Below are 23,890 nucleotides of genomic sequence, written 5' to 3'. Positions count from 1 at the left end.
GATGGGGGACGGTGCTGGCACAAGGGATACGCCCGAGAAAAAAGCCCAAGCAGAAGCGGCCCTCTGACAGGTAAGGAACAGCGTGGCTTCCGGATCCGATCGCAACCCGATCATCATTGGCGGCCTTCCGAGTCAGGTACCTGACTTCGATCCCGAAGAGACCCAGGAGTGGCTCGACTCCCTCGACGCCGCCGTGGACGAGCGCGGCCGGGAGCGGGCCCGCTATCTGATGCTCCGCCTGATCGAGCGCGCCCGCGAGAAGCGCGTGGCCGTGCCCGAGATGCGCAGCACGGACTACGTCAACACGATCGCGACCAAGGACGAGCCGTTCTTCCCCGGCAACGAGGAAATCGAGCGCCGGATCCTGAACGCGACCCGCTGGAACGCCGCGGTGATGGTGTCCCGCGCGCAGCGCCCCGGCATCGGCGTCGGCGGCCACATCGCCACGTTCGCCTCCTCCGCCTCGCTCTACGACGTGGGCTTCAACCACTTCTTCCGCGGCAAGGACGAGGGCGACGGCGGCGACCAGGTCTTCTTCCAGGGACACGCCTCCCCCGGCATCTACGCACGCGCCTACCTGCTCGACCGGCTCACCGACGTGCAGCTGGACGGCTTCCGCCAGGAGAAGTCGAAGTACCCGAACGGGCTCTCCAGCTACCCGCACCCGCGCTCCATGCCGGACTTCTGGGAGTTCCCGACGGTCTCCATGGGCCTCGGCCCGCTGGCCGCGATCTACCAGGCCCGGATGAACCGCTACATGGAGGCGCGCGGCATCGCGGACACCTCCAAGTCGCATGTGTGGGCGTTCCTCGGCGACGGCGAGATGGACGAGCCGGAGTCGCTCGGCCAGCTGTCCATCGCGGCGCGCGAGGGCCTGGACAACCTCACCTTCGTGGTCAACTGCAACCTGCAGCGGCTCGACGGCCCGGTGCGCGGCAACGGCAAGATCATCCAGGAGCTGGAGTCGGTCTTCCGGGGCGCCGGCTGGAACGTGATCAAGCTGGTCTGGGACCGCACCTGGGACCCGCTGCTCGCCCAGGACCGCGACGGCGTGCTGGTCAACAGGATGAACACCACGCCCGACGGCCAGTTCCAGACGTATGCAACCGAGTCCGGCGCGTACATCCGCGACCACTTCTTCGGCGACGACCACCGGCTGCGCGCGATGGTCGAGCACATGACCGACGACCAGATCCTGCACCTGGGCCGTGGCGGTCACGACCACCGGAAGATCTTCGCGGCGTTCTCGGCGGCCAAGGCGCACAAGGGCCAGCCGACGGTGATCCTGGCCAAGACGATCAAGGGCTGGACGCTCGGCCCGAACTTCGAGGGCCGCAACGCCACGCACCAGATGAAGAAGCTGACGGTCACCGACCTCAAGGGCTTCCGCGACCGGCTGCACCTGCCGATCTCCGACAAGGAGCTGGAGTCCGGCCTGCCGCCGTACTACCACCCGGGCCGGAACTCGGAGGAGATCCAGTACATGCACGACCGGCGCAAGGGGCTCGGCGGGTACGTCCCGACGCGCGTCGTGCGTTCCAAGCCGCTCGCGCTGCCCGAGGACAAGACGTACGCGGGTGTGAAGAAGGGCTCGGGTCAGCAGTCGATCGCGACGACCATGGCCTTTGTCCGGCTCCTCAAGGACCTCATGCGGGACAAGGAGCTGGGCAGGCGGTTCGTGCTGATCGCACCGGACGAGTACCGCACGTTCGGCATGGACTCCTTCTTCCCGAGCGCGAAGATCTACAACCCGCTCGGCCAGCAGTACGAGGCGGTGGACCGCGACCTGCTGCTCGCGTACAAGGAGTCGCCGACGGGCCAGATGCTGCACGACGGCATCTCGGAGGCGGGCTGCACGGCCTCCCTGATCGCGGCCGGCTCGGCCTACGCGACACACGGCGAGCCGCTGATCCCGGTGTACGTCTTCTACTCGATGTTCGGTTTCCAGCGCACGGGTGACCAGTTCTGGCAGATGGCCGACCAGCTGGCGCGCGGTTTCGTTCTCGGCGCGACCGCCGGCCGTACGACGCTGACCGGTGAGGGTCTGCAGCACGCGGACGGCCACTCACAGCTGCTCGCCTCCACGAACCCCGGCTGTGTCGCCTACGACCCGGCGTACTCGTACGAGATCGCGCACATCGTGCAGGACGGCCTGCGCCGTATGTACGGCAGCGACGCGCAGCACCCGCACGGCGAGGACGTCTTCTACTACCTCACCGTCTACAACGAGCCCATCCAGCACCCGGCCGAGCCGGCGGACGTGGACGTCGAGGGCATCCTCAAGGGCATCCACCGGATCGGCGCGGGTACGGCGGGCTCCGTCCCGGCGCAGATCATGGCGTCCGGCGTGGCGGTGCCGTGGGCGGTCGAGGCGCAGCGGATCCTCGCCGAGGACTGGGACGTACGGGCCGACGTCTGGTCGGCGACCTCCTGGAACGAGCTGCGGCGCGAGGCCGTGGCGTGTGAGCAGCACAACCTGCTGCACCCGGAGGAGGAGCAGCTCACGCCGTACGTCACGCGCAAGCTCAGCGGCTCGGAGGGGCCGTTCGTGGCCGTGTCCGACTGGATGCGGTCGGTTCCGGACCAGATCGCCCGGTGGGTGCCGGGGACGTACCAGTCCCTCGGTGCGGACGGCTTCGGCTTCGCGGACACGCGGGGCGCGGCTCGCCGCTTCTTCCACATCGACGCGCAGTCGATCGTGGTGGCGGTGCTGACCGAGCTGGCGCGGGAGGGCAAGGTCGACCGTTCGGTGCTGAAGCAGGCCATCGACCGGTACCAGCTCCTTGACGTGTCGGCGGCGGACCCGGGAGCGGCCGGCGGCGACGCGTAGCGCCGCGGTTTCGCGGCTCGAGCGGCCCTTGAGCTGCTGAGGGGCGGTGGGGCTCGATGCTCCACCGCCCCCGCGTTTTCCTTACGATGCGGGCATGGAGGAACAATCGGCGCAGGCGCGTTGGGAGCGGCGCACCCAACGGCCCCTGCTGGCGCTCGCGGTGGCCTTCGCCGTCGCCTATGCCGTGCCGATCGTGGACAGTTCGGCGGGCCACTCCCTGACGGCCGCGTGCACGGTCGTGGAGTGGGTGGTGTGGGGATCCTTCGCCACGGACTATCTGGTGCGGCTGGCGCTCGCGCGCCGGCGCAAGGAGTTCGTACGGACGCACTGGCTGGACCTGTGCGCGGTGATACTGCCGATCCTCCAGCCGCTGCGGCTGCTGCGGCTCGTCTCGACGCTGCTGCTGGTGGGGCGGCGGGCGCGGATGGCTTCGCAGATCCGGCTGACGACGTATGTCGCGGGGGCGGTCGTCGGGTTGCTGATGTTCGGGTCGCTGGCCGTGCTGTCGGTGGAGCGGGAGTCGCCGAACGGGAACATCCGGACGTTGGGTGACGCCGTGTGGTGGTCGTTCACGACGATGACGACCGTCGGGTACGGGGATCATGCGCCGACCACCGGGCTGGGGCGGATGATCGCGGTCGGGCTGATGCTGTCCGGGATCGCGTTGCTGGGTGTGGTGACCGCGAACATCGCCGCGTGGTTCATCGCGCGGTTCGAGAAGGACGATGTGGAGGAGCGGCGGCAGACCGAGGCGATCGAGTCCTTGGCCGCGGAGGTACGGGGGCTTCGGGCGGAGGTGGCCGCGTTGACTGCGTTGGCTTCGGCGCGGGAGGCGGTGGAGGAGCGGCCGGGGTAGGGGGTTGGGGTTGCCCTGTGGGGGTGGGTCCCGCTGCCCGGCGCTTGCGGGGTGCCTCCCCCAAGCTCTCGGCTTCGCTCGAGCAGGGGGACCCCCATCGCCCACCCGTGCCGCCTGGGGGTCCCCCCTGCTCGAAGAGCTTGGGGGAGGCACGACTGCCCGCAGTTGGGCGGGATCGGTGACCGCCGCTGGGTGGGACGGGTGGGCGCAGTTGGGTGGGGCGGGTACTCGGACTTGTCGGCGCGCTGCCCCCCTCCAGCAGCGCGCCGCAGTTGGGGGTCCTCCTATGCCCTGCGGAGGACTTGACCCACTGTGAACTGAGGTGCGTGGCGGAGGTGAGTGATCTTCGGTCGCGTCACCCTGATGGGCGAACTCAGATGTGGCCCACGCCCGCACCCGCGTCGGCGTTCTCGCCGCGCCTGGTGAGCAGTGCCACCAGCACGGCCACGGCCGCCACGCCCGCGGCGACCAGCGACGCCAGGCTCATGCCGGAGATGAAGGTGTCGTGCGCGACCGAAGTGATCTTCGCGACGATCACGTCCGGTGTGCCCTTGGCGACCGGCGCGACACCGACCTGGACCGCTTCCGAGGCCTGGTCGAGCTGGGTCGGCGTGAGCTTCGGGAGCCCCGCGTCGGCCCAGTTGGCCGGCAGGTCGCTGTCGACCTTGGAGGCCATCACGGCACCCAGCACCGCCGTACCGAGGCTGCCGCCGATCTGCATCGCCGCCTGCTGGAGACCGCCGGCCACACCGGAGAGCTCCATCGGGGCGTTGCCGACGATGACCTCCGTCGCGCCGACCATGACGGGCGCGAGGCCGAGGCCCAGCAGGGCGAACCAGAGCGACATCACACCGCTGCCGGTGTCCGTCTCCAGCGTGGACATGCCGTACATGGCGACCGCGGTGGCCACCATGCCGCCGGCCAGCGGGATGCGCGGGCCCAGCTTGGTGATCATCGCGCCGGCGAGCGGCGAACCGACGATCATCATGCCGGTGAGGGGCAGCAGATGGAGTCCGGCGTCGATCGGACTCATGCCGTGGACGTTCTGGAGGTAGAACGTCACGAAGAACAGACCGCCCATGAAGGCGATCGCCATCAGGACCATCAGGACCACGCCCGCGGACAGCGGGACCGAGCGGAACAGGCCCAGCGGGACGAGGGGTTCCTCGACCTTCGTCTCCCAGAAGGAGAAGACGGCGAAGAGCAGCACCGATCCGGCGATGAACGCCCAGGTCCTGCCGTCGCCCCAGCCCCAGGCCGGCGCCTTGATGAGCGCCCAGACGAGGCAGAACATCGCGCCGGAGAGCAGTGCGATGCCGAGGAGGTCGAAGGAGCGCGGCGCGCTGTGCTCATCTAGCGGGCTCCGCCCGAGGGCGGCGCGGTGGTCGCGCAGGATCAGCGCGCCCAGCACCAGGGCGATCAGGCCGACCGGCACGTTGATGAAGAACACCGACTGCCAGTTGACGTGCTCGACCAGGACACCGCCGAGGATCGGACCGCCCGCGGTGGACGCGCCGATCACCATGCCCCAGATGCCGATCGCCATGTTGAGCTTCTCGGCCGGGAAGGTGGCCCGCAGCAGGCCGAGCGCGGCCGGCATCAGCAGCGCGCCGAACAGGCCCTGGCAGACGCGGAAGGTGACGACCGCGGCGATGCTGTGCGACAGGCCGATGGCGCCCGAGGCGGCGGCGAAGCCGGTCACACCGATCAGGAAGGTCTGCCGGTGGCCGAAGCGGTCACCGAGCTTGCCCGCGGTGATCAGGGAGACCGCGAGGGCCAGGAAGTAGCCGTTGGTGATCCACTGGACCTGCGCGAAGGTGGCGCCGAGGTCCTTCTGGATCGCCGGGTTGGCGATGGCCACGATGGTGCCGTCGAGGGCCACCATCATGACCCCTACGGCCACGGTTATGAGGGTGAGCCAAGGGTGGCCGCGCAGGCCCGCGGCCGGGACCGGGTCCGACGGGGCCGACGAAACCTTGTCCGCCCTGTCCCCCGACCCCGTCGTGTCGATGGTGGTCTGACTAGTCATGCCATCGAGGCTAGTGACAGCCGCTGACAATTGACAAACCAAATCACAAGTCGGTAACTGACACATATGGAAACACTGCGCGAACGCAAGAAGCAGCGCACCCGGGACGCACTGCTGCGGTCCGCGCTCGAACTGTTCACCACCCGGGGCTACGAGGAGACGACCGTCGACGAGATCGCCGAGGCCGTCGATGTGTCGCAGCGCACGTTCTTCCGCTACTTCGCCAGCAAGGAGGACGTGGCCTTCTTCGTGCCACGGCTCGCCGAGTCGCACTACGTCGAGGCGGTGCGCGAACGCCCGCCGCACGAGGCCCCGCTGGAGGCGCTGCGCCGAGCCGTGCTGGAGAGCTGGGACACCATCGAGGAGGCCGTCGAACAGGTCGTCCCGGTCGAACTCCACATGCGTGCCTACCGGATGATCGAGGCGACGCCCGCCCTGCTCGCCGCCCATCTGCGGCGCTCGGCGGAGTTGGAGGAGCAGATCGCGCGGATCATCGCCGAACGCGAGGGCCTGGACGTCGACGCGGACCCGCGTCCGCGGCTCGTGGTGGCCGTCTTCGGCGCGGTGATCCGGGTCACCGAACGCGCCTGGTCCGTGGGGGACGACGCCAGCGTCGGGGCGATCCGCGAACTCACCGCCGCCCACCTCGATCAGGTGGGACCCGCGCTCGTCGGGAGCTGGCGGAAGGACTGAGGCCATTGTCACGTGCGCTTGAAACGTGATCCCTGTCACTCGGTTACCGCGAGACCCTCCCGTTCTCCTAGTGTGTCCTCCCAGTGACTTCCTTCGACACCTCCCCGCAACTCAACGTCTGGCGCGCGCTGCTCGCGCTGGGCGTCGTGTTCGTGATGCTCGCGACCACCGGTTGGACCGCCCTGCGCACCCACCGGGAGACGACTCCTCTCCAGGCCTCGCTCACGAAGTGGGAGCACGGCCGCTTCCACGGCCACCAACTGCCGGACCCGGACGCGTCCCCCGCCCGGCTCGCCCGTTTCTTCGCCTCGCTCACCGAGCAGGAGCGCGGCCGCCTCGCGCACCGCTACCCGCTCGCGGTCGGCAATATGAACGGCGCCCCCGTCGAGCTGCGCTACCAGGCCAATCACCTCGCCATGAAGCAGGCGCGCAAGGTCGAGAAGAAGCGCATGCACGACAGCCGGCTCAGCCCGGCCGGGCAGCAGCAGGCGGGCCGTCGTATGCACCGCTACGAGTCGCTGATGTCCGGCGGCCGCCAGATCCTCTCCTTCGATCCCGAAGGCACGGGCCGGATCGCCGAGGTGTTCGGGAACCTGGACGAGGCCGAGCGGATCTCGGTCGTCGTCCCCGGCGTCGACACCGACCTGCTCACCTTCCAGAAGACGAACCGCAAGTACTCGGCGACGGCCGGCATGGCCGAGGCCCTGTACTCGGCCGAGCGCACGGCGAGCCCCACGACCCGTACGGCCGTGATCGCCTGGGCCGACTACACCGCGCCCAACGGGCTCGGCGTGGACGCGGCCACGGCAATGCGCGCCGAGGACGGCGCCGTACGGCTGAACGCCCTGCTGCACGCGCTCCCCGGCAGCGCGCCCGTGTCGATGTTCTGCCACAGCTACGGCTCCGTGGTCTGCGGGGTCGCCGCGCACGCGATGCCCGACCGGGTGGCCGACATAGCCGTGGCCGCGAGCCCCGGTATGCGGGTCTCCGATGCCGCGCACCTGGGCACCTCGGCGCGGGTGTGGGCGATGCGGGACGCCACCGACTGGGTCCAGGACGTGCCCTACCTGGAGGTCGGCGGCCTCGGGCACGGTGCCGATCCGGTGTCCTCGGCGTTCGGCGCGCGGGTGCTCTCGGCGCGGGACGCGCAGGGACACAGCGGCTATTTCGAGCCGGGCACGGACAGCCTGCGGAACTTCGCCGACATCGGTGTTGGCGCGTACCGCGCGGTGACGTGTGCGCACGATGTCGAGGTGTGCCGGGAGGGTTTGTCCGGCACCGACACGGCAGGACGCGCGTAGAGGCGCAGGAACTGCGGTCTGCGCGGGGAGGGGACGAAAAAGCGCGTGCCGCATACGATGAGCCGCATGGGTGACGTACTGGCCGGATTTCATGCCGCCTGGGAGTTCGAGTCCGACTCTGTGCTCATCCGCTACGAACGGGGGATTCGAACACCGAAGCTGTTCCAGGCTCTTGGGGAGCGGCGCATCCCGCTCGCCGCGCTCGCGGGTGTGACGCTCGGCGTCGGCAAACGCGGCACCGTCGTACTGCGGGCCGAGCCCCGCCCCGGCGCGGATCCGCTGATGGAGGCGGCGGCCGGGCAGCTGAAGGAGGGCTCCGACCCCTACCGGCTGGTCCTGCCCGCCGAGCGCGAGACCCTCGCCGAGTACTACGCCGACGAACTGCGCGCGCAGCTCACCGAGTCCGGGCCCGCGGAACGCCATCTGGTCACCGCGCCCGAGGCTCCCCGGCACTTCAAGGCGTACGACGGCAAGGCGTCCTTCGACGGGTCCTCGGTGCAGTTCCGGTGGTCCTGGACCGGCGCCTCCTCGGCGAAGTGGAAGGCCGGCGACCAGAGCTTCCCGGTCGCCGGCCTGAGCGGCGTCGAGTGGCGCTCGCCCGAGGTCTTCGAAGGCCATCTGCGGCTCCTGCACCGCGACTCCACCGTCGAGCAGCCCGCCCAGCCGGACCAGGATCCGGCGACGGTCGTCTTCGGGCTCGGTTACGGTCCCGTGCACGAGTCGCTGCCCTTCGCCGCGGCCGTCCTGGCGGCGGTGCGGGCCCGAGGGCCGGCGGCGGCGGTGCCGGCCACGGCGGGCCGGCGCGACCCCGCGGACATCGCCGAGCGGATCCGTCATCTCGGCGAGCTGCACCGGGCCGGGCTGGTCACGGACGAGGAGTTCTCGACGAAGAAGGCCGAGCTGCTGGCGGAGCTCTAGCCGCGCGCTACGCGGTGCTTCCGCTCGCGTAGAAGCTGATCTTCCGGTCGAGTACGGCGAGCGTGTCCCGGAGTTCGGCGATACGGGCCAGCACATCCCTGCGGGTCGACTCCAGCAGCTCGTGCCGCTCGGCGTAAGTGGTCTCGCCTTCGCGCACCAGTTCCGCGTACCGGACCATGTCCGCGACCGGCATACCGGTGAGCCGCAGCTTGCTCACGAAGTCCAGCCAGTCCAGATCGCGGTTGCTGTAGCGGCGCTGGCCGGTGTGCGAGCGGTCGATGTGGGACATCAGCCCGATCCGCTCGTACCAGCGCAGGGTGTGGGCGGTCAGTCCGGTGAAGGCGACGACCTCGCTGATCGTGTAGCTGTCCTGACCGTCGGGCCGCGGATGCCTCCGGGGTGGCGCGGCGCAGAGGTCCACGGGGGTCGAAGTCTGCTCGGTGGCCACGGGCGAGGTCTGCATCACCGTCATGGTCCCCACGCTATGGCCTTCGAGTGCACTCCAAGCAACCGGACCCCGGTAAGAAGTCGCTTAGGCTCGGCTGCATGTCGTTGAAGAGTCTCACTTCGATCGAGAGCTGGCCCGTTCCCACCGCGGCGGCGGGGGTCGTACGGGCCGACGGTGCGGTACTGGGGAGCCACGGTCCCGTCCGGCAGCGGTTCGCGCTGGCCTCGGTCACCAAGCCGCTCGCGGCGTACGCGGCGCTCGTGGCGTGCGAGGAGGGGGCGATCGAGCTGGACGAACCGGCCGGGCCGCCCGGGTCCACGGTCCGTCATCTGCTCGCCCACACCTCCGGGCTGGCCTTCGACGAGCACCGGGTGACCGCGCCGCCCGGGGAGCGGCGGCTGTACTCCAACGCCGGGTTCGAGCAGCTCGGGGACCATATCGCCAAGGCGACGGACATTCCGTTCGCGGAGTATCTGCGGCAGGCCGTGCTGGAGCCGCTGGGCATGACGTCGACCTCGCTGGAGGGGTCACCGGCGAAGGACGGTGTCTCCACGGTCGAGGATCTGCTGAGGTTCGCTGCCGAGGTGCAGGCGCCTCGGCTGCTGGATGTCCGTACCGTCGCCGAGGCGATGACCGTGCAGTTTCCCGGGACCAAGGGGGTGCTGCCGGGGTACGGGCATCAGAATCCGAACGACTGGGGGCTCGGCTTCGAGATCCGGGACGGCAAGTCTCCGCACTGGACGGGAAGTTCGTCTTCGCCTCGGACGTTTGGGCATTTCGGGCAATCCGGTACGTTTTTGTGGATCGACCCGGTTGTGGGGGTGGCGTGCGCCGCTTTGGCCGACCGGGCCTTCGGGCCCTGGGCGATCGAGGCGTGGCCGGTGTTCACGGATGCGGTGCTGGCGGAGTTGCGGGGCTGACGTTTGCTGTGGCTGGGCGGGGGTGGGGGCGCTCGCCGGCGCTTGCGGGGTGCCTCCCCCAAGCTCTCGGCTTCGCTCGAGCAGGGGGGACCCCCATCGCCCACCCGTGCCGCCTGGGGGTCCCCCCTGCTCGAAGAGCTTGGGGGAGGCACGACTGCCCGCAGCTGAGCGGGCAGGCTAGGCGGTCATCTCCCAGATCAGCAGCTCCGTCTCCGTCACCGCCACTGCCTCCGCGTCCTTCGCGTCTGTGATCCGGGCCGAGTCCCCCGGGCCCAGATTCTCCCCGGCCAGCCGGAGCTCGCCGCGGACCACGTGGGCGTACACGTATGCCGCGTCCGGGATCGCTGTTCGCGCCCCCGAGGCCAGGCGGCGTACGTGGAGCATCGCGCCGGACTCGGGGACGGCGTACGGGGTGGAGTCGGCGATGCCGCGGACGATCTCGTAGGCCGGGTCGCCGCCGGGGTCCAGGGGGGCCAGCCACATCTGCACGAAGGTGAGCGGGGTGTCGGCGTCGTTGCGCTCGATGTGGCGGACGCCACCCGCCGAGCTGAGGCGCTGCACGTCTCCGGGGCGGACCAGCGTCTCGTGGCCCTGTGAGTCGCGGTGCGTCAGCTCGCCCTCGACCACCCATGTGACGATCTCGGTGTGGCTGTGCGGGTGCTCGTCGAATCCGGCGCCGGGTGCGAGCCGCTCCTCGTTGCAGGCGATGACCGCGCCGAAGCGCAGGTTCCCGGGGTCGTAGTGCGGGCCGAAGGAGAAGGCGTGGCGGGAGTCGATCCCGGCGTCGGGGTCTCCCCCTCGGTAGCGCTCCGTTGCGCGCCGTACGTCCATCACGGCACCACCGTAGTCCGCGGTCCCGACCCGGCGACGCACGCTCCCGTCCGGATAAGGCAGTCTTGTCCCGTGCCCGAACCCGAAACCCGCAAGCCCGAACACGCAACGTACGACGTCCATGCGCACTCCGCGACCCTGAAGCGGCTGGAGAAGTCGTCCGGCAGCCTCGCCGCCCAGGCGATCGCGCGCATGGACGAGACCCTGCCGTGGTACCGGGCCATGCCACCGGAGAACCGTTCCTGGATCGGGCTCGTGGCCCAGGCGGGCATCGCCGCCTTCACCGAGTGGTTCCGGCACCCGGACGCCCCGCAGGCCATCTCGACGGATGTCTTCGGCACCGCGCCGCGCGAGCTGACAAGGGCCATCACGCTGCGGCAGACCGTGGAGATGGTGCGCACCACCATCGAGGTCATGGAGAGCGCGATCGACGAGGTCGCCGCTCCCGGGGACGAGGGCGTGCTGCGCGAGGCGCTGCTGGTGTACGCGCGGGAGATCGCGTTCGCGACCGCCCAGGTGTACGCGCAGGCCGCCGAGGCACGCGGTGCCTGGGACGCCCGGCTGGAGTCGCTGGTCGTGAACGCGGTGCTCAGCGGTGAGGCCGACGAGGGCGCCGTCAGCCGGGCCGCCGCCCTCGGCTGGAATTCGCCCGAGCACGTGTGCGTGGTGCTGGGGACCGCGCCGGACGGTGACTCCGAGCTCACGGTGGAGGCCATCCGGCGGGCCGCCCGGCACGCCAAGCTCCAGGTGCTCACCGGGGTGCTCGGGGACCGGCTCGTGGTCATCGCGGGCGGCAACGACAATCCGCTGGCCGTCGCCAAGTCGCTGATCGGGCCTTATGCCGCCGGACCGGTGGTCGCGGGGCCCGTCGTGTCCGATCTGCTGGCCGCGACGCGGTCCGCGCAGGCCGCGGCCGCGGGCCTGAAAGCGTGTTCCGCCTGGCAGGACGCGCCCCGGCCGGTCCTGGCGGACGATCTCCTTCCGGAGCGGGCCATCGCGGGCGATCCGAACGCCCGTGAGCAGTTGGTGGAGGAGATCTACAGACCACTGGAAGAGGCCGGATCGGCGCTCCTGGAAACCTTGAGTGTTTATCTGGAGCAGGCGAGCAGCCTGGAGGGTGCGGCGAGGATGCTCTTCGTTCACCCGAACACCGTGCGCTACCGGCTTCGACGTGTGACTGACGTCACCGGCTGGTCGCCATCCGATGTACGATCCGCGTTCACGCTGCGGATCGCGCTGATCCTGGGGCGTCTGGCAGATGGAGATCCTCAACCCTAGGTTTTTGTCGGGGCCCCACAAAACCCCTTCGTGTTCTTCGTCCCTGTCCCCACGGGCGGCCTCGGCCGTCCCCAAGAGAGAGTGTGAGAGTGCTCGTACTCGTCGCTCCCGGCCAAGGCGCCCAGACGCCCGGCTTCCTGACTCCCTGGCTCGACCTCCCCGGTGCCGCCGACCGCGTCGCCGCATGGTCGGACGCCATCGGACTGGACCTCGTCCACTACGGAACCCAGGCCGACGCGGACGCCATTCGCGACACCGCGGTGGCCCAGCCGCTGCTGGTCGCCGCCGGGATCCTGTCCGCCACGGCACTGGGTGACATTTCCCCGGGCGCGGTCGCGGGCCACAGCGTCGGCGAGATCACCGCCGCCGCCTTCGCGGGCGTTCTGGGCGAGGCCGACGCGCTGGGTCTCGTACGCAGGCGCGGGCTGGCCATGGCCGATGCCGCGGCGATCACCGAGACCGGCATGTCGGCGCTGCTGGGCGGCGACCCCGAGGTGTCCGTCGCGCATCTGGAGAAGCTGGGGCTGACGCCGGCGAACATCAACGGGGCGGGCCAGATCGTCGCCGCGGGCACGCTGGAGCAGCTCGCCGCGCTGAACGAGGACAAGCCCGAGGGCGTCCGCAAGGTCGTCCCGCTGAAGGTCGCGGGCGCCTTCCACACCCACCACATGGCCCCCGCGGTCGAGACGCTGGCCAAGGCCGCCGCGGACCTCGCGCCCGCGGACCCCAAGGTCACCTACGTCTCCAACAAGGACGGCAGGACCGTGGCCGCCGGCGCCGAGGTGCTGGAGCGCCTGGTCGGCCAGGTCGCCAACCCGGTTCGCTGGGACCTGTGCATGGAGACGTTCCAGCAGCTCGGCGTCACCGCGCTCATCGAGGTATGCCCCGGTGGCACACTGACCGGCCTGGCCAAGCGCGCCCTGCCGGGCGTCAAGACGCTGGCCCTGAAGACCCCCGCCGACCTCGACGCGGCCCGCGAGCTCATCGCCGAGCACGCCTGACGCCTAAGGAGCCGTACCGAATCATGTCGAAGATCAAGCCCAGCAAGGGCGCCCCGTACGCGCGCATCCTCGGTGTCGGTGGCTACCGTCCCACCCGTGTGGTGCCCAACGAGGTGATCCTCGAGAAGATCGACTCGTCCGACGAGTGGATCCGTTCGCGCTCCGGCATCGAGACCCGGCACTGGGCGGGCCCGGAGGAGACCGTCGCCGCGATGGCGATCGAGGCCTCCGGCAAGGCGATCGCCGACGCGGGCATCTCCGCGGAGCAGATCGGCGCCGTGGTCGTCTCGACCGTCTCGCACTTCAGCCAGACCCCGGCCATCTCGACCGAGATCGCCGACAAGCTGGGCACGGCCAAGGCCGCCGCGTTCGACATCTCGGCGGGCTGTGCGGGCTTCGGCTACGGCCTGACCCTGGCCAAGGGCATGATCGTCGAGGGCTCTGCCGAGCACGTGCTCGTCATCGGCGTCGAGCGGCTGTCCGACCTGACCGACCTGGAGGACCGCGCGACGGCCTTCCTGTTCGGCGACGGCGCGGGCGCGGTCGTGGTCGGCCCCGCGCAGGAGCCGGGGATCGGCCCGACCGTCTGGGGCTCCGAGGGCGACAAGGCCGAGACCATCAAGCAGACGATCACCTGGGACCGCTACCGGGTCGGCGACCTCGCCGAACTGCCCCTGGACAGCGAGGGCAACATCAAGTTCCCCGCGATCACCCAGGAGGGCCAGGCGGTCTTCCGCTGGGCCGTGTTCGAGATGGCGAAGGTCGCCCAGCAGGCGCTGGACGCGGCCGGGATCACCGCGGACGACCTGGACGTCTTCATCCCGCACCAGGCCAACGTGCGGATCATCGACTCGATGGTGAAGACCCTCAAGCTGCCGGAGCACGTCACGGTCGCCCGTGACATCCGCACCACCGGCAACACCTCGGCGGCCTCGATTCCGCTCGCGATGGAGCGGCTTCTGGCAACCGGCGAGGCGAAGAGCGGCGACACCGCGCTCGTCATTGGATTCGGGGCGGGTCTCGTCTACGCCGCCACGGTCGTTACCCTCCCCTAGGCACTCCGTGCCGGATCATGCGATCCGGTGCGGGAACCGCAAACACCTGCCGCTCACGCGGCGGGCGCCAAACACCGTCTGGATATCTACGAAGGAGCGCCTGACATGGCCGCCACTCAGGAAGAGATCGTCGCCGGTCTCGCCGACATCGTGAACGAGATCGCCGGCATCCCGGTTGAGGACGTCCAGCTGGACAAGTCCTTCACCGACGACCTGGACGTCGACTCGCTGTCCATGGTCGAGGTCGTCGTCGCCGCCGAAGAGCGCTTCGACGTCAAGATCCCGGACGAGGACGTCAAGAACCTGAAGACCGTCGGTGACGCCACCGACTACATCCTCAAGCACCAGGCCTGAGTCACCCCTCGAGCCTGAGGCTGCAAGGCCCCGCCACCCGGCGGTGGCGCCGTAGTCCCCGCTGACGCGGGGGTAGTCCTCCCGTATCCGTTGGAGAAAGAATTCCCGTGAGCCCGACCAATCGCACCGTGGTCGTCACCGGTATCGGCGCAACCACACCGCTGGGTGGCGACGCAGCTTCGTTCTGGGCGGCCCTGGTCGCCGGCAAGTCCGGCGTCAGCCTCCTGGAGCAGGAGTGGGCGGCCGAACTGCCGGTCCGTATCGCCGCGCAGATCGCCGTCGAACCGGGCGAGATCCTCCCCCGCCCGCAGGCCCGCAAGCTGGACCGGTCCGCTCAGTTCGCGCTGATCGCCGCTCAGGAGGCCTGGACGGACGCCGGTTTCACCGCCAGGGCGGGCGAGGACACGTCCGTCAACCCCGACCGGCTGGGCGCGGTCATCGCCTCCGGCATCGGTGGCGTGACGACCCTCCTCGACCAGTACGACGTCCTGAAGGACAAGGGCGTACGCCGTGTCTCCCCGCACACCGTGCCGATGCTGATGCCCAACTCCCCGGCGGCCAACGTCGGTATCGAGCTGGGTGCCCGCGCCGGTGTGCACACCCCCGTCTCGGCCTGCGCCTCCGGCGCCGAGGCCATCGGCTACGCGATCGAGATGATCCGCACCGGCCGCGCCGACGTCGTCGTCGCGGGTGGTACCGAGGCGGCCATCCACCCGCTGCCGATCGTCGCGTTCGGCAACATGATGGCGATGTCGAAGAACAACGACGACCCCGAGGGCGCGTCCCGTCCCTACGACTCCAACCGCGACGGCTTCGTGATGGGCGAGGGCGCCGGCGTGATCGTCCTGGAGTCCGAGGAGCACGCGAAGGCCCGCGGCGCCCGGATCTACGTCGAGGCCGTCGGCCAGGGCATCTCGTCCGACGGTCACCACATCACACAGCCCGAGCCGTCCGGCAACGGTATCGCGCACGCGCTGCAGAACCTGCTCGACAACACCGACCTCAAGCCGGCCGAGATCGTGCATGTGAACGCGCATGCCACCTCGACCCCGCAGGGCGACGTCGCCGAGATCAAGGCCCTGCGCAAGGTGTTCGGCGACGACGTCGACCACATGGCGATCTCCGCGACCAAGTCGATGACCGGCCATCTGCTCGGTGGCGCCGGCGGCATCGAGACCGTGGCGTCGATCCTGGCCCTGTCCAACCGCCTCGCCCCGCCGACCATCAACGTCGACGACCTCGACCCGGAGGTCAACGCGGACGTGGTCCGCGGTGAGGCGCGTCAGCTGCCCGAGGGCCGTATCGCCGCGCTGAACGACTCGTTCGGCTTCGGCGGGCACAACGTGGTGCTGGCGTTCCGGACGATCTGAGAAACGCCGGTACGCAAGTGAAGGGCCCCCACCGGGTGGTGGGGGCCCTTCCTCGTGTGCGGATTCCCCGTGCGGATTCCCTGGGTGCGGGTTCCTCGTGTACGGCGGATTCCTAGACCACCTGGTGCAGCCAGCGCACCGGGGCTCCCTCGCCCGCGTAGCGGAACGGCTCCAGTTCGTCGTCCCACGGCTTGCCCAGGAGCTTGGCGATCTCCGCCTCCAGGTCCGTCTCGCCGCGCTGGGAGCGGGTCAGCGCCGCGCGGAGGCGGTCCTCGGGGATGAGGATGTCGCCGTGGATGCCGGTGACGGCGTGGAAGATGCCGAGTTCGGGGGTGCAGCTGTAGCGCTCGCCCTCGGCGGTCGGGCAGGGCTCCGCGGTGACCTCGAACCGCAGCAGGTGCCAGCCGCGCAGCGCGGACGCCAGCTTGGAGGCCGTGCCGGCCTCGCCCTGCCAGGAGAACTCCGAACGCCAGGTGCCTGGTGCCGCGGGCTGCCGGATCCAGTCGAGGTTGACCCGGGTGCCGAGCACCCCGGCGACGGCCCATTCGACGTGCGGGCACAGCGCGCGCGGAGCGGAGTGCACGTACAGAACTCCACGTGTCGTCACCGGAACCTCCGGGCAGAGCGGGACATCTTGCGGACTGGCCGGCGGCAGTGGCGCGACGGCCGCGTTGATGGCGAGGCTACCGTGCGTCGGCGCAAGGAGTGTGACGTACCGTCGGTCCCGGTGCCAGGAAACCCCGCCATTCACCCAGGGGGACGCTTGTACGGGTGTGAGCCGTTGCATGCCGCCCGTCGGGAACCCTCGCGCGTTGTTATGGGTTGGGGACCATGACGGCACGACAAGGGGATGGACCAGGGCATGCGAAACCGACGCCGGCGTTCACGGGCCGTCCTCGCCGTCCTGCTGGCGGCCGGCCTGGGCACCGCCGGCTGCGACGCGGTGGGTGACAACTCCCCCGCGCCGGACGTCACGAAGGCGCGGGCCACCCGGGCGGCCCCGGTGTGGAACCGCAGCCCGTCCTCGATCGCCGCCGTCGGCGACTCCATCACCCGTGGCTTCGACGCGTGCGCGGTGCTGTCCGACTGCCCCGAGGTGTCCTGGGCGACCGGCACCAGCACCCAGGTCGACAGCCTGGCGGTGCGGCTGCTGGGGCGCGAGAAGGCGGCCGAGAACAGCTGGAACTACGCGGTGACGGGGGCCCGGATGGCCGACCTGCCCGACCAGATGGCACAGGCGGCCACCCGCAGGCCCCAGTTGGTGACGGTGATGGCGGGGGCCAACGACGCCTGCCGGGCCAGGGCCTCGGCGATGACCCCGGTGGACGACTTCCGCGACCAGTTCGAGGAGGCGATGAGCACGCTGCGCGAGGCCCTGCCGAAGGCGCAGGTGTATGTGGCGAGCGTGCCGAACCTGAAGCGGCTGTGGTCGCAGGGCCGTACGAACCCGCTGGGCAAGCAGGTGTGGAAGCTCGGCATCTGCCCGTCGATGCTGAGCGACGCGGACGACCTGGCCGCGGCGGCGACCCTGCGCCGGGAGAAGGTGCAGCAGCGGGTGGAGGCCTACAACAAGGTGTTGAAGGAGGTCTGTGCGAAGGACCGCCGGTGCCGCTTCGACGGGGGCGCGGTCTACGGCTACGAGTTCGGCACCGACCAGCTGAGCCACTGGGACTGGTTCCATCCGAGCGCGGACGGTCAGGCGCGGCTCGCGGCCATCGCGTACCGCACGGTCACCGCGGCCGAGCCCGTCACCTAGGGTTTCCCACATGAGCGAACTTTTCGGCACACTTTCCGACGGAACCTCGGTGCACCGCTGGACGCTGGAGCGCGCCGGGGTGCGGGTGCGGGTCCTGACGTACGGCGGGATCGTACAGTCCGTCGAGGTCCCGGACCGGGACGGACGGACGGCGAACGTCGTGCTGGGGTTCGCCGGCCTCGACGGCTATCTGGCGCATCCCGAGCCGTACTTCGGCGCCCTGGTCGGGCGGTACGCGAACCGGATCGGGAACGCCCGCTTCCCGCTGGACGGTCTGACGTACGCGCTTGAGCCGAACGACGGACCCCACTCCCTGCACGGCGGCGACCAAGGCTTCGACAAGCGCGTCTGGAGTGCGCGGCAGGTCGAACACGGCGTGCGCCTCACCCGGGTCAGCCCGCACGGCGAGGAGGGCTTCCCGGGCCGGCTGGAGGTCTCGGCGACGTACACCCTCGACGAGCCGGGTGCGCTGCGGATCTCCTACGAGGCGGTGACGGACGAGCCGACCGTGGTCAACCTGACCAGCCACAGCTACTTCAACCTGGCCGGCTCGGGCCATGCGGGCGGCCAGGAACTCCGGATCGCCGCCTCCCGGTTCACCCCGGTCGACCCGGATCTGATCCCGACCGGCGAGCTGCGGGACGTGACCGGCTCCCGCTTCGACTTCCGCACGGCGCGCAAGGTCGGCTCCGGCTACGACCACAACTTCGTGCTCGACAAGGGGGTGACCGAGGCACCCGCGGAGGTCGCCGAGCTGCACGACCCGGCGTCCGGGCGGCTGCTGACGATCGCGACCACCGAGCCCGGCATCCAGGTCTACACGGCGGACCATCTGAGCGACCCGTTCGAGCCGTGCGACGGCATCGCCCTGGAGACCCAGCACTTCCCGGACTCCCCCAACCGCCCCCAGTTCCCCAGCGCCCAGCTGCGGCCGGGTGCGGTGTACCGGTCGGAGACGGTGTACGGCTTCGGCGTCCGGGACTAGGACACCGGCCGAACCTAGTGGGTCTCCCCGCGCATCCGCCTGGCCGCCCTGCCCAGCAGGGCCATGGCGCCCGCGCAGACCAGCAGGGTCGAGCCGCCGATCGCGATCGGGGGGAGCGCCCCGGCCTTGATGCCCTCGCCGGTCACCGTGGTGGCCAGCACGAAGATGATCGAGTACAGGCTCCGGCCGACCTTGGCGCCGGCCGGGATCACCCGGAGCAGCTGCGGGATCGTGGTCGCGGCGGCGACGCCCATGCCGAGCGGGATGCACGCGCCGAGCATCAGCGCGCCGAAGCCGAAGGAGTTGCCGTACGCGCCCCACCCGGCGCCCTTGACCAGCAGATAGCCCGCCGCGCCGAAGGACAGCAGGACGAGCAGGCCGTTGATGTAGGCGGCCTGCGTGGCGGCCTTGCGGGCGCCGGGCAGATGGGCGGCCGGGGAACGCCAGGCGTCCGGGGTGATCAGCCGCAGCTGCCGCTTGAGGGCCTGCATCTGCGTCAGGGCGAGGGCGCCGACGGCCACGAGGACCAGCCCGACGGCCGCACCGGCGAAGCCGACCGGGCTGTGTGTGATGCCGTAGTGGGCGCCGCCGAAGGTCAGCGGGACACCGAGCACAAAGCCGTAGGCGAGGAACTTGGCCTTCTGCTGGATCTTCACCACCAGCTCGCGCTGCCCCGGCGTGAGATTCGGATCGAGCCGCATCTGCCCCTCGCCCAGGCTCTGCTGGGGCGCATAGGGTTGCTGCTGGGGCGGATACGGCTGCTGCGGCGCGTAGCCCTGCTGGGGCGGATACGGCTGGTACGGCTGCTGGCCGCCGTACGGCCCCGGCTGCTGACCTGGATACATGGTGTCTCTCCCCCGAACCGGTGTGTTCCGGTGCTTGCGGCCCGGGAGTCTGCCACATCCGTCTCTGGGGCCACGAGCCCCGGCCCAGGGGTCAGGTCCCGGACCGGGGCTGCTCATGGGGAGACTTGTCCCGGATCAGACGCTAGTCGTGGCTGTGAGACGGCGGTCGATGATCGAGCGCCCCACTGTGATCTCGTACGAACCCTTCACACACACCCACGAGTCGTCCCAGACTTCGAAGGCCCGGCGCGGGATCTCGACGGTCGCCTCGACGCTCTCGCCGGGCGCCGCCTCGACGCCCGCGAATGCGGCCAGCCAACGGGCGGGGCGGTGGGCATCCGGCTCGGCCGGCGCCAGATAGACCTGCACGACCTCCCGGCCCGCCCGCGCACCGGAGTTGCGGACGCGGACCTTCACGGTCGTGCCCTCGACCTCCAGCGACTCGTACGTCCATTCGGTGTAGCCGAGTCCGTGCCCGAAGGCGTACGACGGGGTGCGGCCCGCCTTCTCCCAGGCGCGGTGGCCGATGAACACGCCCTCGGTGTAGGGGAGCTCGCCGTGGTCCGGGACGACCCGGGTGACGGGGGCGTCGGCCAGGGAGCCCCAGGTGGTGGGCAGCCGGCCGCCGGGTTCGTACGCCCCCGTCAGCACGTCGGCCAGGGCCGCACCGCCCTCCTGGCCGGGGAACCAGCCGAGCAGCACGGCCGCGACCTCGTGGCGCCAGGGCAGTTCCACCGGGGAGCCGGAGTTGACGACCACGACGGTGTCGGGGTTGGCGGCGGCGACCGCGTGGACCAGGTCGTCCTGGCGGCCGGGCAGACGCAGGTCGCGGCGGTCGAAGCCCTCCGACTCGACGCGTTCGGTGGTGGCGACGACCACGACCGCGGTGTCGGCGTCGCGCGCGGCCTCGACGGCCTCGGCGATCAGCTCGTCCGGGTCGCGGCGGGGGTCCTGGTGGGCCAGGGCGAAGATGACGCTCTTGAAGGGGCGCCTGCCGGAGTGCGTCACGACGTGGGTGAGGGAGACGTCCACCGGTTCGCCCGCGGTGAGTCCGGCTCGGGCGCGGGGCACCGGGGTGCCGAAGACGGCGGCGAAGGGGTCGTCGCCGGTGGGGTGCTGGACGTCTTCGTAGTACGTCGTACCGCCGATCGTGAGTGTGAAGGCGCCCAGGCCCTTGATGCCGAAGGTGTGCTCGCCCGTCCCGCGCGGGGTGTAGGTGCCGGTCAGTTCCACGGTGTGCAGGATGTCGAAGGTGACGCCCTGGGGTAAGTCAAAGGCCGTCCACTGGATCTGGCCGCCCGGGGCGGAGCCGGTGCCGATGACCCGGCCCTCGGTGTCCCGGCAGACGGCGTGCAGCGCGAACCCGGGCTCGCCGACGGCGAGTTCGGTGCTCGGGTCGGCGCCGACGGCGTAGGTGAGCCCGCCCTCGGGCAGGGCCGTGGTGAGGGCGTCGAGCGGGGAGACGATCCGGGCCGGGAAGACGGTCGCGGAGCCGCCGCCGAGGATGCGGGCGTCACGGGCGGCGGCGCCGATCAGGGCCACCTTCCGGCCGGCCGCCAGGGGCAGAACGCCGCGCTCGTTCCGGACCAGGACGAAGGAGCGGCGGGCGACCTCGCGGGCCAGGGCCTCGCCGTCGACCGGTGCCGGCAGTTCGGTGACGGCCGGTTCGGCGCCCTCCAGGATGCCGACGCGGGCGGCGAGCCGCAGCACGTTCCGTACGGCCGTGTCGACCGTGGCCTCGGACACCTTCCCGGCGCGGACGGCCCGAGCGAGCGGTTCGCCGTACACCGTGACCGGGCCGGGCATGGCGGCGTCGAGGCCGCCCTCGATCGCGGCGACGGTGGAGCGGGCGGCCGTCCAGTCGGAGACGTTGAGGCCGTCGAAGCCCCATTCGCCGCGCAGGACTTCGTTGACCAGGTGGTGGTGTTCGGTCATCGTCGTGCCGTTGACCGAGTTGTAGGCGGTCATGATGCCCCAGGGGCGGGCGTTCTCGACGATCGCCTCGAAGGGGGCCAAGTACAGCTCGCGCAGGGCGCGTTCGGGGACCAGGTTGTTCACCGTGAAGCGGTCGGTCTCGGCGTCGTTGGCGACGAAGTGCTTGACGGTGGTGCCGACGCCGCCGGACTGCACGCCGGTCACATAGCCGGTGCCGATCCGCCCGGTGAGGTACGGGTCCTCGCTGTAGGCCTCGAAGTGGCGGCCGCCGAGCGGGGAGCGGTGCAGGTTGACGGTGGGTGCGAGGAGCAGGTGGACGCCCTTGCGGCGGGCCTCCTGGGCGAGCAGGACACCGGCGCGGCGGGCCAGTTCCGGGTCCCAGGTGGCGGCGAGCGCGGTCGGGGAGGGCAGGGCGACGGACGGGTCCTCAGCGGTCCAGCGCACGCCCCGGACGCCGATCGGGCCGTCGGACATGACGAGGGACTTCAGGCCGATCTCGGGCAGGGCGGGCAGGGTCCACATGTCCTGGCCCGCCAGGAGGCGGGTCTTGGCGTCCAGGTCGAGCCGCCGGAGGGCGGCCTCCACGACGGCCTCACGGGCCGCGTCCGCTCGGGCATTGCCGGTCTCCGCCACGGTGGTACCTCCTCGTCGAAGTCCGCTCGGTACCTCCCATCGTGTCCATCACCCGGTCACTGCCGCCAGACGACCGCCAGCGCCTTGCTGACCGCGCAGACCAGCGCGAAGGCGATCCCCCAGCCCACCGCCCCGGCGGCGAACAGCGCGAGCGCCCCGGCCCCGAACCACAGCAGTTCGAAGCCGACGCGGACCGCTCCGCGCGTCTTGTACGACGCCTTCTGCGAGCCGAACAGCGCCCAGAGCACGACGAGTACGGCGGGCGCGGCGAGGCCGAGCAGCCACCGCACGGGGGTGGCCGCGTCCCGGGTGAAGCCCCAGTGCGCGGCGGCCGCGAGGGCGCCGAGTTCTATCAGGAACAGGACGCCCAGGTTCACGGCCTTCGCTGTCTTCATGCGCGGCAGTATCACCTGCCCCCGGGCACCGCCGCCACGATTTCGATCTCGACCAGGGCTTCCGGGCGGAACAGCCGGGGCACCTCGAAGGTCATGCTCGTGGGCGCGGTCCCGGTGAGGAACTCCCTTCGTACGGCGCCGTATTCGTCGAGCCGGGAGATGTCCGTCAGATACGTGCGGATGTTGATGACGTCCGCCAGGGTCGCGCCGTGCGCCTTCAGCAGGGCCTCGATCGTCTCGAAGACGCCCCGGGTCTGCTCGGCGAGGGTCGCGCCCTCGGCGATCTGCCCGGAGAGGAACAACAGGGCGCTGCCGTCGGCGTGTTCGACTCGGGCGACCTGGGAGTAGTAGGCGTTGAGGGGCTGGGGTGCGGAGGCGGGACTGCCCAGGGTGATCTGCATGCCGTCGACGCTAGGTGCGTCCCTGTGATGCGACAAGCGAGTGTCTAGCATGGCCGGCATGCCGAATACGCATCACGATCCGGACCTCTCCACCGTCTGGCTGCGGGTGTTCCTGGCGGTCGCCCGGCACGGCTCGTTCACCACGGCCGCGCGGACGCTCGGCTGGACGCAGTCCGCGGTGTCCCGGCAGATCTCCTCGCTGGAAGCGGCGCTGGGCGGCGGTCCGCTCTTCGACCGGCTGCCGCGCGGGGTGCGGCTGACGGAGGCCGGGCGGATCCTGATGCCGTACGCAGAGACCGTCACCGGGGCGCTGTACGGCGCCGGGCGCGAGCTGGCCGCGCTGCGCGAAGGGGCCGCCGGACGGCTGCGGTTCGGCGCCTTCCCCTCCGCCGACGCGGCACTGGTGCCGCATGCCCTCGCCGCCTTCCGGGCCCGGCACCCCGGTGTCCGGGTCACCCGCGAGGAGGGGCTGACGCCGGGACTGCTGGACCGGCTGGCGGACGGGCACCTGGAGATGGCCGTGGTCTCCACGACCGGCCGGGCGCCGCTGGAGGCGTACGAACTCCACCACCTCCTCGACGAGTCCCTGTACGTCGCCGTCCCGGCCGGCCATCCGCTGGCCCGCGAGGACGCGCCGGTGCGGCTGGGCCTGCTCGCCGACGCCGACTGGATATCAGGCGGCCCCCACCCCGAGGGCACCCTGCTGGACGCGGCCCTGCGGCAGGGCTTCCAGCCGCGCGTGGCGCATGTCGTCGCCGAGTGGACGGCCAAGCAGGGGTATGTCGCCGCGGGCCTGGGCGTCGCCCTGGTCCCGGCACTGGCCGCCGCCTCCGTACGGCCGGACGTGGCCCTGTTGCCCGTCCTCGACGAGGGCGCCCCCGCGCGGGCGGTGTACGCGGCGACAGCACGGGGACGGACGCCGACGCCGGCCACGGAGGCGTTCCTCACGGCCCTGCGGGAGGCGGCGGCGAGGATCCCAGGCATCCCGGGCCTCCCGGGCCTCCCGGGCCTCCCGGGCACCATGGCGTAGACCACACCCGTCACGCGATACTTCCG

At 70.9% G+C, this 23,890-nt stretch carries 22 protein-coding genes; 14 read left to right on the top strand and 8 right to left on the bottom strand.

Features of this window, described 5'->3' with window-relative positions; genetic code table 11:
* The first annotated feature begins 82 nt into the window (after nt 1-82).
* Both aceE and ACFY1J_RS03405 read left to right on the top strand, forming a co-directional pair.
* On the top strand, nt 83-2,830 hold the full coding sequence (aceE, locus tag ACFY1J_RS03410; protein WP_390706362.1) for a pyruvate dehydrogenase (acetyl-transferring), homodimeric type: 2,748 nt from the start codon (nt 83-85) through the stop codon (nt 2,828-2,830).
* 94 nt (nt 2,831-2,924) lie between these two features.
* A complete protein-coding gene (locus ACFY1J_RS03405) occupies nt 2,925-3,686 on the top strand; it encodes a potassium channel family protein (RefSeq protein WP_390706363.1) in 762 nt (253 codons plus the stop codon).
* A 373-nt stretch (nt 3,687-4,059) separates the two neighbouring features.
* On the opposite strand, the gene ACFY1J_RS03400 is transcribed toward ACFY1J_RS03405, so the two are convergent.
* The gene (locus tag ACFY1J_RS03400; protein WP_390730498.1) at nt 4,060-5,715 is read right to left on the bottom strand and encodes an MFS transporter; all 1,656 of its coding nucleotides are present in this window, start codon (nt 5,713-5,715) and stop codon (nt 4,060-4,062) included.
* A 66-nt stretch (nt 5,716-5,781) separates the two neighbouring features.
* Here ACFY1J_RS03400 and ACFY1J_RS03395 point away from each other — a divergent pair, with 66 nt between their 5' ends.
* The 3 genes from ACFY1J_RS03395 to ACFY1J_RS03385 all read left to right on the top strand — a co-directional run bounded on the left by ACFY1J_RS03395 (nt 5,782) and on the right by ACFY1J_RS03385 (nt 8,627).
* A complete protein-coding gene (locus ACFY1J_RS03395) occupies nt 5,782-6,408 on the top strand; it encodes a TetR family transcriptional regulator (RefSeq protein ID WP_390706365.1) in 627 nt (208 codons plus the stop codon).
* 83 nt (nt 6,409-6,491) lie between these two features.
* Nucleotides 6,492-7,709 (top strand): alpha/beta hydrolase, encoded by a 1,218-nt coding sequence (locus tag ACFY1J_RS03390; RefSeq protein ID WP_390706366.1) that lies wholly within the window; start codon nt 6,492-6,494, stop codon nt 7,707-7,709.
* A gap of 66 nt (nt 7,710-7,775) precedes the next feature.
* Nucleotides 7,776-8,627, top strand: a complete 852-nt coding sequence (locus tag ACFY1J_RS03385) for a DUF4429 domain-containing protein (protein ID WP_390730497.1) — start codon at nt 7,776-7,778, stop codon at nt 8,625-8,627.
* 7 nt (nt 8,628-8,634) lie between these two features.
* Here ACFY1J_RS03385 and ACFY1J_RS03380 read toward each other — a convergent pair whose 3' ends face one another.
* Complete coding sequence (locus ACFY1J_RS03380; protein ID WP_390706368.1) at nt 8,635-9,099, bottom strand: MerR family transcriptional regulator; 465 nt, start codon at nt 9,097-9,099, stop codon at nt 8,635-8,637.
* A 74-nt stretch (nt 9,100-9,173) separates the two neighbouring features.
* Here ACFY1J_RS03380 and ACFY1J_RS03375 point away from each other — a divergent pair, with 74 nt between their 5' ends.
* Complete coding sequence (locus ACFY1J_RS03375) at nt 9,174-9,995, top strand: serine hydrolase domain-containing protein (RefSeq protein ID WP_390706369.1); 822 nt, start codon at nt 9,174-9,176, stop codon at nt 9,993-9,995.
* A gap of 177 nt (nt 9,996-10,172) precedes the next feature.
* Here the strand turns inward: ACFY1J_RS03375 and ACFY1J_RS03370 are convergent, their stop codons facing one another.
* Nucleotides 10,173-10,826: a pirin family protein gene (locus ACFY1J_RS03370; protein WP_390706956.1), complete on the bottom strand. Its 654-nt coding sequence runs from the start codon at nt 10,824-10,826 to the stop codon at nt 10,173-10,175.
* Between the two features lie 72 nt (nt 10,827-10,898).
* Here ACFY1J_RS03370 and fasR point away from each other — a divergent pair, with 72 nt between their 5' ends.
* From fasR to fabF, 5 genes are all read left to right on the top strand, one after another.
* Nucleotides 10,899-12,104, top strand: coding sequence for a fatty acid biosynthesis transcriptional regulator FasR (gene fasR, locus ACFY1J_RS03365; protein WP_390706370.1), 1,206 nt, complete (start codon nt 10,899-10,901; stop codon nt 12,102-12,104).
* A gap of 89 nt (nt 12,105-12,193) precedes the next feature.
* Complete coding sequence (locus ACFY1J_RS03360; protein ID WP_390706371.1) at nt 12,194-13,105, top strand: ACP S-malonyltransferase; 912 nt, start codon at nt 12,194-12,196, stop codon at nt 13,103-13,105.
* Between the two features lie 23 nt (nt 13,106-13,128).
* Entirely contained in the window at nt 13,129-14,160 is a 1,032-nt protein-coding gene (locus tag ACFY1J_RS03355; protein WP_390730496.1) for a ketoacyl-ACP synthase III, read from the top strand.
* A gap of 105 nt (nt 14,161-14,265) precedes the next feature.
* Nucleotides 14,266-14,514 (top strand): acyl carrier protein, encoded by a 249-nt coding sequence (locus ACFY1J_RS03350; RefSeq protein WP_015660680.1) that lies wholly within the window; start codon nt 14,266-14,268, stop codon nt 14,512-14,514.
* Between the two features lie 107 nt (nt 14,515-14,621).
* On the top strand, nt 14,622-15,884 hold the full coding sequence (gene fabF / locus ACFY1J_RS03345) for a beta-ketoacyl-ACP synthase II (RefSeq protein WP_390706373.1): 1,263 nt from the start codon (nt 14,622-14,624) through the stop codon (nt 15,882-15,884).
* Between the two features lie 112 nt (nt 15,885-15,996).
* On the opposite strand, the gene ACFY1J_RS03340 is transcribed toward fabF, so the two are convergent.
* Nucleotides 15,997-16,491 (bottom strand): DUF3145 domain-containing protein, encoded by a 495-nt coding sequence (locus tag ACFY1J_RS03340; RefSeq protein ID WP_263208345.1) that lies wholly within the window; start codon nt 16,489-16,491, stop codon nt 15,997-15,999.
* A 255-nt stretch (nt 16,492-16,746) separates the two neighbouring features.
* Here ACFY1J_RS03340 and ACFY1J_RS03335 point away from each other — a divergent pair, with 255 nt between their 5' ends.
* Nucleotides 16,747-17,640, top strand: a complete 894-nt coding sequence (locus tag ACFY1J_RS03335; RefSeq protein ID WP_390706374.1) for an SGNH/GDSL hydrolase family protein — start codon at nt 16,747-16,749, stop codon at nt 17,638-17,640.
* 10 nt (nt 17,641-17,650) lie between these two features.
* Nucleotides 17,651-18,625, top strand: coding sequence for an aldose epimerase family protein (locus ACFY1J_RS03330; RefSeq protein ID WP_390730495.1), 975 nt, complete (start codon nt 17,651-17,653; stop codon nt 18,623-18,625).
* Between the two features lie 14 nt (nt 18,626-18,639).
* On the opposite strand, the gene ACFY1J_RS03325 is transcribed toward ACFY1J_RS03330, so the two are convergent.
* The 4 genes from ACFY1J_RS03325 to ACFY1J_RS03310 form a co-directional block, all read right to left on the bottom strand.
* Nucleotides 18,640-19,470, bottom strand: a complete 831-nt coding sequence (locus ACFY1J_RS03325) for a hypothetical protein (RefSeq protein WP_390730494.1) — start codon at nt 19,468-19,470, stop codon at nt 18,640-18,642.
* A 135-nt stretch (nt 19,471-19,605) separates the two neighbouring features.
* The gene (locus ACFY1J_RS03320; RefSeq protein ID WP_390730493.1) at nt 19,606-22,038 is read right to left on the bottom strand and encodes a beta-glucosidase; all 2,433 of its coding nucleotides are present in this window, start codon (nt 22,036-22,038) and stop codon (nt 19,606-19,608) included.
* A gap of 56 nt (nt 22,039-22,094) precedes the next feature.
* Nucleotides 22,095-22,433: a YrdB family protein gene (locus tag ACFY1J_RS03315; protein ID WP_390730492.1), complete on the bottom strand. Its 339-nt coding sequence runs from the start codon at nt 22,431-22,433 to the stop codon at nt 22,095-22,097.
* 11 nt (nt 22,434-22,444) lie between these two features.
* On the bottom strand, nt 22,445-22,834 hold the full coding sequence (locus ACFY1J_RS03310; RefSeq protein ID WP_390706379.1) for a RidA family protein: 390 nt from the start codon (nt 22,832-22,834) through the stop codon (nt 22,445-22,447).
* A 49-nt stretch (nt 22,835-22,883) separates the two neighbouring features.
* Between ACFY1J_RS03310 and ACFY1J_RS03305 the strand changes: the two genes are divergently transcribed.
* A complete protein-coding gene (locus tag ACFY1J_RS03305; RefSeq protein WP_390730491.1) occupies nt 22,884-23,864 on the top strand; it encodes a LysR family transcriptional regulator in 981 nt (326 codons plus the stop codon).
* Nucleotides 23,865-23,890 lie beyond the last annotated feature (26 nt).

It is taken from the genome of Streptomyces sp. NPDC001406, assembly GCF_042895285.1.
Taxonomy (GTDB): Bacteria; Actinomycetota; Actinomycetes; order Streptomycetales; family Streptomycetaceae; genus Streptomyces.
Note: the sequence above shows the minus strand (reverse complement) of the source record. Positions and strands in the feature narration are given on the sequence as shown.